The organism is Pseudomonas sp. EA_65y_Pfl2_P78, from assembly GCF_963970495.1.
Classification (GTDB): domain Bacteria; phylum Pseudomonadota; class Gammaproteobacteria; order Pseudomonadales; family Pseudomonadaceae; genus Aquipseudomonas; species Aquipseudomonas baetica_A.
The window spans coordinates 168103-178067 of sequence record NZ_CAXAON010000007.1 but is presented as its reverse complement, the minus strand read 5'-3'; the positions used below and the strand labels follow the sequence as shown (position 1 = coordinate 178067).

1 protein-coding gene is annotated in these 9965 nt (G+C 61.3%); it reads right to left on the bottom strand.

Annotated features, from left to right (window positions below):
* Positions 1 to 9649, bottom strand: a 9649-nt coding sequence (locus AACY02_RS09185) for a retention module-containing protein (RefSeq protein ID WP_339431662.1), incomplete at its 3' end; no start/stop codon positions are given.
* Positions 9650 to 9965: the final 316 nt, after the last annotated feature.

The following is a 9965-nucleotide window of genomic DNA, read 5'->3' as shown; positions in this document are numbered from 1 at the left end:
TGATGTTTTGACCGTTGGCCAGAGTCACCACGACAGGCGAACCAGTAACCGGAGCACCAACAGTGGCGGTGTAAGTGACGGTGCCGCCTTCAGCCACGGAAGTATCAGCCGTCAGTTTGACGGTCGACGTGTCGATGGTATCGGTCACTTCAGTCACGGCCGGGACAGTGCTCGGCACCAGGTTCTCGAAGTTGCCACCAGTAGCAGTCGAAATGGTTGCTTCAACTTTGCCGGCGTCTTTATAGACGTCATCGGCTGGCGCCGGAACGGTCACGGTGCCAGTGGTCTTGCCCGCCTCGATGGTGATCACTGCGCCGTTCGACAAGGTCACAGTCACTGGCGAGCCAGCAGCGTTGGTCAGGGTCGCGGTGTAAACGATCGAACCACCCTCGGCCACCGAGCCAGTGGCGCTGAGCGACAGGTTGGTGGTGTCGACGGTGTCAGTCACGGTGGTGCTGACTGGTGTTTTGTCGGCCACGAGATTTTCGTAGTTGCCACCGCTCACGTCAGTGATCGAGTTGGTCAGCGGAGCCTGGCCAACCAATGCGTCGTTAGGCGCGGTGGTGGTCACGGTGCCGGTGGTTTTGCCGACTTCGATGGTGATGTTTTGACCGTTGGCCAGGGTCACGACGACTGGCGAACCGGTGACTGGAGCGCCCACGGTCGCGGTGTAAGTGACGGTACCGCCTTCAGCCACTGAAGCATCGGCCGTCAGTTTGACGGTCGACGTGTCGATGGTATCGGTCACTTCAGTCACGGCCGGATCAGTGCTTGGCACCAGGTTCTCGAAGTTGCCACCGGTGGCAGTCGAAATGGTTGCCTCGACCTTGCCGGCATCTTTGTAAACGTCATCAGCCGGTGCTGGAACAGTCACAGTGCCCGTGGTTTTACCGGCATCGATGGTAATGACTGCGCCGTTCGACAGAGTCACAGTCACTGGCGAGCCAGCAGCGTTGGTCAGGGTCGCGGTGTAGACGATTGAGCCGCCCTCGGCCACTGTGCCGGTCGCAGTCAGCGACAGATTGGTGGTGTCGATGGTGTCAGTCACCGTGGTGCTGACCGGGGTTTTGTCGGCCACGAGGTTTTCGTAGTTGCCGCCGGTTACGCCGGTGATCGCATTGGTCAGTGGCGTATGACCGGTCAGCGCATCGTTTGGCGCAGTCGCGGTGACAGTGCCGGTGGTTTTACCCACCTCAATGGTGATGTTCTGGCCGTTAGCCAGGGTCACGACGACAGGCGAGCCAGTCACCGGCGCACCCACAGTGGCGGTGTAAGTAACGGTGCCACCCTCAGCAGCCGACTCGGTCGCGGTCAGTTTGACGGTGGTGGTGTCGATGGTGTCAGTGACTTCGGTAACCGCTGGAACAGTGCTCGGCACAAGGTTTTCGAAGTTGCCACCGGTGGCAGTCGAAATGATTGCTTCAACTTTGCCAGCGTCTTTGTAAACGTCATCAGCCGGTGCTGGAACAGTCACGGTGCCGGTGGTTTTACCGGCCTCGATAGTGATGACGGCGCCGTTCGACAGGGTCACAGTCACTGGCGAGCCAGCAGCGTTGGTCAGGGTCGCGGTGTAGACAATCGAACCACCCTCGGCCACAGAGTCGGTGGCGCTCAGCGTCAGGTTGGTGGTGTCTACGACGTCGGTGATCGTGGTCGAAACCGGGGTCTTGTCGGCCACGAGGTCTTCGTAGTTACCGCCAGAAACCCCCGTGATCGAGTTGGTCAGCGGGGCGTTACCGGCCAGCGCATCGTTTGGCGCAGTGGTGGTCACGGTGCCGGTGGTTTTGCCGACTTCGATGGTGATGTTCTGACCGTTGGCCAGAGTCACCACGACTGGCGAACCGGTAACCGGAGCACCCACAGTGGCGGTGTAAGTGACGATGCCGCCTTCAGCCACGGAAGTATCAGCCGTCAGTTTGACGGTCGAAGTGTCGATGGTGTCGGTCACTTCAGTCACGGCCGGAACAGTGCTTGGCACCAGGTTCTCGAAGTTGCCGCCGGTGGCAGTCGAAATGGTTGCTTCGACTTTGCCGGCATCTTTATAGACGTCATCGGCTGGAGCCGGAACAGTGACGGTGCCCGTGGTCTTGCCCGCCTCGATGGTGATCACTGCGCCGTTCGACAGAGTCACAGTCACTGGCGAGCCAGCGGCGTTGGTCAGGGTCGCGGTGTAGACAATCGAACCACCCTCGGCCACAGAGTCGGTCGCGCTGAGCGACAGGTTGGTGGTGTCGACGGTGTCAGTCACGGTGGTGCTGACTGGTGTTTTGTCGGCTACGAGATTTTCGTAGTTGCCGCCGGTTACGTCAGTGATCGAGTTGGTCAGCGGAGCCTGACCAACCAATGCGTCGTTAGGCGCGGTGGTGGTGACAGTACCGGTGGTTTTGCCGACTTCGATGGTGATGTTCTGGCCGTTGGCCAGAGTTACCACGACCGGCGAACCCGTGACCGGGGCGCCCACGGTCGCGGTGTAAGTGACGGTGCCACCTTCAGCAGCCGACTCGGTCGCGGTGAGTTTGACGGTGGTGGTGTCGATTGTATCGGTGACGTCGGTAACCGCCGGAACGGTGCTCGGGACCAGGTTCTCGAAGTTGCCACCGGTCGCGGTGGCAATGGTTGCTTCGACTTTGCCAGCGTCTTTATAGACGTCATCGGCTGGAGCCGGAACAGTGACGGTGCCCGTGGTTTTGCCGGCATCGATAGTGATGACGGCGCCGTTCGACAGAGTCACGGTGACTGGCGAGCCAGCAGCGTTGGTCAGGGTGGCGGTGTAGACGATTGAGCCGCCCTCGGCGACCGAGTCGGTCGCCGTCAGGTTCAGGTTGGTGGTATCGGTGGTGTCCGAAACCGAGGTATCGGCGGATTTGCCGTCGACGGCCAGTTTTTCGAAGTTGCCGCCAGTGGCACCGTCGATGGTTACGCTCAGGGAGCTGCCGCCCGCCAGAGGGCTGTTCGGCGCTACGAAGTTAACGCTGCCGGTGGTTTCACCGACGGCGATGGTGATGGTCTGACCGTTGGACAGGGTTACCACAACCGGCGAGCCGGTCACTGGCGCGGTCACAGTTGCGGTGTAAACCACGGTTTCGCCTTCAGCGACGTTCGCGGTAGCGGTAAGCGATACAGTCGAGGTGTCGATGGTGTCAGTGACTTCGGTAACCGCTGGAACAGTGCTCGGCACCAGGTTTTCGAAGTTGCCGCCTGTGGCTGTGCTGATCGTTGCCTGGACGGTACCGGCATCTTTGTAGACGTCGTCAGCCGGCGCTGGAACAGTCACTGTGCCCGTGGATTTACCGGCTTCGATAGTGATGACGGCGCCGTTCGACAGGGTCACGGTCACTGGCGAGCCAGCGGCGTTGGTCAGGGTGGCGGTGTAAACGATCGAACCGCCCTCGGCCACAGAATCGGTGGCGCTCAGCGACAGGTTTGTGGTGTCGACGGTGTCAGTCACGGTGGTGCTGACTGGCGTTTTATCGGCCACGAGATTTTCGTAGTTGCCGCCGGTTACGTCAGTGATTGCATTGGTCAGTGGCGCATGACCGGTCAGCGCATCGTTTGGCGCAGTGGTGGTCACGGTGCCGGTGGTTTTGCCGACTTCGATGGTGATGTTCTGGCCGTTGGCCAGAGTTACCACGACTGGCGAACCCGTGACCGGGGCGCCCACGGTCGCGGTGTAGGTGACGGTGCCACCTTCAGCAGCCGACTCGGAGGCGGTGAGTTTGACGGTGGTGGTGTCGATGGTATCGGTGACGTTGGTAACCGCTGGAACAGTGCTCGGCACCAGGTTCTCGAAGTTGCCGCCCGTGGCAGTCGAAATGGTTGCTTCGACTTTGCCGGCATCTTTGTAGACGTCATCGGCAGGCGCTGGAACAGTCACAGTGCCGGTGGTTTTGCCAGCTTCGATGGTGATCACTGCGCCGTTCGACAGGGTCACGGTGACTGGCGAGCCAGCGGCGTTGGTCAGGGTGGCGGTGTAGACGATTGAGCCGCCCTCGGCGACCGAGTCGGTGGCGCTCAGCGTCAGGTTGGTGGTGTCGACGACGTCGGTGACGGTGGTCGAAACCGGTGTTTTGTCGGCCACGAGATTTTCGTAGTTGCCGCCGCTCACGTCAGTGATCGAGTTGGTCAGCGGGGCGTTACCGGCCAGCGCATCGTTTGGCGCAGTGGTGGTCACGGTGCCGGTGGTTTTACCCACCTCAATGGTGATGTTCTGGCCGTTAGCCAGAGTCACGACGACAGGCGAGCCAGTCACCGGCGCACCCACAGTGGCGGTGTAAGTAACGGTGCCGCCCTCAGCCACGGAAGTATCAGCCGTCAGTTTGACGGTCGAAGTGTCGATGGTGTCGGTCACTTCAGTCACGGCCGGAACAGTGCTTGGCACCAGGTTCTCGAAGTTGCCGCCCGTGGCAGTCGAAATGGTTGCCTCGACCTTGCCGGCATCTTTGTAAACGTCATCTGCCGGCGCTGGAACAGTCACAGTGCCGGTGGTTTTACCAGCGTCGATGGTGATCACTGCGCCGTTCGACAGGGTCACGGTGACTGGCGAGCCAGCAGCGTTGGTCAGGGTGGCGGTATAGACAATCGAACCGCCCTCGGCCACAGAGTCGGTGGCGCTCAGCGTCAGATTGGTGGTGTCGACGACGTCGGTGACGGTGGTCGAAACCGGTGTTTTGTCGGCCACGAGATTTTCGTAGTTGCCGCCGGTTACGTCAGTGATCGAGTTGGTCAGCGGAGCCTGGCCGACCAATGCGTCGTTAGGCGCGGTGGTGGTCACGGTGCCGGTGGTTTTGCCGACTTCGATGGTGATGTTCTGGCCGTTGGCCAGAGTTACCACGACTGGCGAACCGGTGACTGGAGCGCCCACGGTCGCGGTGTAAGTGACGGTACCGCCTTCAGCCACTGAAGCATCGGCCGTCAGTTTGACGGTCGACGTGTCGATGGTATCGGTCACTTCAGTCACGGCCGGGACAGTGCTCGGCACCAGGTTCTCGAAGTTGCCGCCCGTGGCAGTCGAAATGGTTGCTTCGACTTTGCCAGCGTCTTTGTAGACGTCGTCAGCCGGCGCTGGAACAGTCACAGTGCCCGTGGTTTTGCCGGCTTCGATGGTGATCACCGAACCGTTGCTCAGGGTCACGGTGACTGGCGAGCCAGCGGCGTTGGTCAAGGTCGCGGTGTAAACGATCGAACCGCCCTCGGCCACTGTGCCGGTCGCAGTCAGCGACAGATTGGTGGTGTCGATGGTGTCAGTCACCGTGGTGCTGACCGGGGTTTTGTCGGCCACGAGATTTTCGTAGTTGCCGCCGGTTACGTCAGTGATTGCATTGGTCAGTGGCGCATGACCGGTCAGCGCATCGTTTGGCGCAGTGGTGGTCACAGTGCCAGTGGTTTTACCCACCTCGATGGTGATGTTTTGACCGTTGGCCAGAGTCACCACGACAGGCGAACCAGTCACCGGAGCACCCACGGTGGCGGTGTAAGTGACGGTGCCACCCTCAGCAGCCGACTCGGTCGCGGTGAGTTTGACGGTGGTGGTGTCGATGGTGTCAGTGACGCTGGTCACGGCCGGAACAGTGCTCGGCACCAGGTTTTCGAAGTTGCCGCCGGTGGCAGTCGAAATGGTTGCTTCGACTTTGCCGGCATCTTTGTAAACGTCATCGGCTGGAGCCGGAACGGTGACTGTACCGGTGGTTTTGCCAGCTTCGATGGTGATCACTGCGCCGTTCGACAGGGTCACGGTGACTGGCGAGCCAGCAGCGTTGGTCAGGGTGGCGGTATAGACAATCGAACCGCCCTCGGCGACCGAGTCGGTGGCGCTCAGCGTCAGATTGGTGGTGTCGACGACGTCGGTGACGGTGGTCGAAACCGGTGTTTTGTCGGCCACGAGATTTTCGTAGTTGCCACCGCTCACGTCAGTGATCGAGTTGGTCAGCGGAGCCTGGCCGACCAATGCATCGTTTGGTGCTGTGGTAGTCACAGTGCCGGTGGTTTTACCCACCTCGATGGTGATGTTTTGACCGTTGGCCAGAGTCACCACGACAGGCGAACCAGTCACCGGAGCACCCACGGTGGCGGTGTAAGTGACGGTGCCACCTTCAGCAGCCGACTCGGTGGCGGTGAGTTTGACGGTGGTGGTGTCGATGGTGTCAGAGACTTCGGTAACCGCTGGAACAGTGCTCGGCACCAGGTTTTCGAAGTTGCCGCCTGTGGCAGTCGAAATGGTTGCTTCGACTTTGCCGGCATCTTTGTAAACGTCATCGGCTGGAGCCGGAACGGTGACGGTGCCCGTGGTTTTGCCGGCTTCGATGGTGATCACTGCGCCGTTCGACAGGGTCACAGTCACTGGCGAGCCAGCGGCGTTGGTCAGGGTGGCGGTGTAGACGATTGAGCCGCCCTCGGCCACCGTGCCGGTCGCAGTCAGCGACAGATTGGTGGTGTCGATGGTGTCAGTCACCGTGGTGCTGACCGGGGTTTTGTCGGCCACGAGATTTTCGTAGTTGCCGCCGGTTACGTCAGTGATTGCATTGGTCAGTGGCGCATGACCGGTCAGCGCATCGTTTGGCGCAATGGTGGTCACGGTGCCGGTGGTTTTGCCGACTTCGATGGTGATGTTCTGGCCGTTGGCCAGAGTTACCACGACTGGCGAACCCGTGACCGGGGCGCCCACGGTCGCGGTGTAGGTGACGGTGCCACCTTCAGCCGCCGACTCGGAGGCGGTGAGTTTGACGGTGGTGGTGTCGATGGTGTCAGTGACGCTGGTCACGGCCGGAACAGTGCTCGGCACCAGGTTCTCGAAGTTGCCGCCTGTGGCAGTCGAAATGGTTGCTTCGACTTTGCCGGCATCTTTGTAAACGTCATCGGCAGGCGCTGGAACAGTCACAGTGCCGGTGGTTTTGCCAGCCTCGATGGTGATCACTGCGCCGTTCGACAGGGTCACAGTCACTGGCGAGCCAGCAGCGTTGGTCAGGGTGGCGGTATAGACAATCGAACCGCCCTCGGCGACCGAGTCGGTGGCGCTCAGCGTCAGATTGGTGGTGTCGACGACGTCGGTGACGGTGGTCGAAACCGGGGTCTTGTCGGCTACGAGGTCTTCGTAGTTGCCGCCAGAAACCCCCGTGATCGAGTTGGTCAGCGGTGCGTTACCGGCCAGCGCATCGTTCGGCGCGGTGGTGGTCACGGTGCCAGTGGTTTTGCCGACTTCGATGGTGATGTTCTGACCGTTGGCCAGAGTCACCACGACTGGCGAACCAGTCACCGGCGCACCCACAGTGGCGGTGTAAGTAACGGTGCCGCCTTCAGCCACTGAAGCATCGGCCGTCAGTTTGACGGTCGACGTGTCGATGGTGTCGGTCACTTCAGTCACGGCCGGGACAGTGCTCGGCACCAGGTTCTCGAAGTTGCCACCAGTAGCAGTCGAAATGGTTGCTTCAACTTTGCCGGCGTCTTTATAGACGTCATCGGCTGGCGCCGGAACGGTCACGGTGCCCGTGGTTTTGCCCGCGTCGATGGTGATCACCGAGCCGTTGCTCAGGGTCACGGTGACCGGGGTTTGTGCAGCGTTGGTCAGGGTCGCGGTGTAAACGATCGAACCACCCTCGGCCACCGAGCCAGTGGCACTCAGCGACAGATTGGTGGTATCGATCGAGTCGGTAATGGTGGTGGTCGCTGGCGTGGTGTTCGGCACCAGGTTTTCAAAGTTGCCACCGGTAGCGCCGGTAATTGTGGTGCTGACGGTGCTGCCATTGTTGTAGACGTCGTTTGGCGCGGTCGGCACGTCTACGGTGCCGGTCGTTTTGCCGGCCTCAATGGTGATGGTCGAGCCGTTCGACAGGGTGACGGTCACCGGGGTTTGCGCCGGGTTGGTCAGGGTCGCGGTGTAGGTGATCTGGCCACCCTCGACGACGGTGCCGGTCGCGGTGAGGCTCACGCTGGTGGTGTCGATCGAATCGGTGACGGTGGTAGTCGCTGGCGTGGTGTTCGGCACCAGGTTTTCAAAGTTGCCACCGGTAGCGCCGGTAATTGTGGTGCTGACGGTGCTGCCATTGTTGTAGACGTCGTTTGGCGGGGTCGGCACGTCTACGGTGCCGGTCGTTTTGCCGGCCTCAATGGTGATGGTCGACCCGTTCGACAGGGTGATGGTCACCGGGGTTTGCGCCGGGTTGGTCAGGGTCGCGGTGTAGGTGATCTGGCCACCCTCGACGACGGTGCCGGTCGCGGTGAGGCTCACGCTGGTGGTGTCGATCGAATCGGTGACGGTGGTGGTCGCTGGCGTGGTGTTCGGCACCAGGTTTTCAAAGTTGCCACCGGTAGCGCCGGTAATTGTGGTGCTGACGGTGGTGCCATTGTTGTAGACGTCGTTTGGCGCGGTCGGCACGTTGACGGTGCCGGTCGTCTGGCCCGCGCCAATGGTGATGGTCGAGCCGTTCGACAGGGTGACGGTCACCGGGGTTTGCGCCGGGTTGGTCAGGGTCGCGGTGTAGGTGATCTGGCCACCCTCGACCACGGTACCGGTCGCGGTCAGGGTCAGGCCGGTGGTGTCGATCGAATCGGTGATGGTGGTCACCGCCGGTGTCGGGTTCGGCACCAGGTTTTCGAAGTTGCCGCCCGTGGCACCGGTGATGGTCGTGGTGACGGTGCTGCCGTTGTTGTACACGTCGTTGGCCGGGGTCGGCACGTTGACGGTGCCGGTCGTCTGGCCCGCGCCAATGGTGATGGTCGACCCGTTCGACAGGGTGACGGTCACCGGGGTTTGCGCCGGATTGGTCAGGGTCGCGGTGTAGGTGATCTGACCGCCCTCGGTGACGCTCGATCCCGCCGTCAGGGTGACGGTGGTGGTGTCGATGGTGTCGGTGACCTGGGTGGTGGCCGGGGTGGTCGGCGGGGTCACGGTGATGCCGTTACCGCCAGTGGTGCCGGTGACGGTCACGTCGATCTGGGTCGGGTCGTTATAAACGGTGTCGTTCGGCGCCAGCGGCACGTTGACGGTGCCAGTGGTCGAGCCGGCCGGGATCACGATCACTGCGCCGTTGGACAGGGTGATGGTCAGGTCCGTCAGCGGCGCCTGAGTCAGGGTCGCGGTGTACACCAGCACGCCGCCGGCTTCGGTGATGGTCGGCGTGGCGCTGAGGCTCAGGGTCGATTCACGCAGAGCGTTGTTGGTGGTGTCGGTGGTCTGGCCGCCGGTGATGTTCTGAGCCGCTTGCGCAGCCGAATCGATGCCCGCTGTCGGGAAACCAATGGTCGGGTCAACGCTGCCGGCCGTGGCATCAAGCAGCACGAAGCTGTGACCACCACCGGCGGCACCGCCCGTACCCGCGGCAGTGGCGCCGGCTGCGGTGGCTTCCAGCGCGGTGGTCGGGTCGACACCGGCGGCGATGGCTTGTTGCAGTTCTTCTACCGACGGCGCGGCCTGTGCGGTGGCTTCGGCCAGGTCAGTGCTGGAGTCGGGCGCGCTGGCGCTCCATTGCGTGTCGCGACCCAGATCGAGGGTGCGGCCATCAGCCAGTTCAAGCGACACGGCGCCGGAGAGGCCGGTGTCGATCTGGTCGCCGACAAACAGGCGGTCGCCTTCAACGAGTACGCGGCGTACGCCTTCCGGCGACACCACGAAAACCTGACCGACAATGCTTTTGACGATGGCAACAACACTGCTCATTGAAGACTCTCCGGGGTGTCACGTTCAGTTGACTTCCATAGACCTGATGGCGTCTGCGCCATTTCAGTCTGGACGTACTTTAAAAATTTGCGAAACAAGTTTGACGCATGATTTTGTCAATAATTTGGCTATATTCTTTCGCGATTAACTTTATGCCAAACTATTGACCTTCTGGGTGCCATCCTAAACAATCGCCCCACTAATGTCACATTGATATTTCCGCGGCGACCTGTCCTTCAGCGTGTGATCCAGTTCCTATTTTGAACTTTCCGACATACGGTCATTCCGGTTGCCAATCATCCGACGCAGCACCACG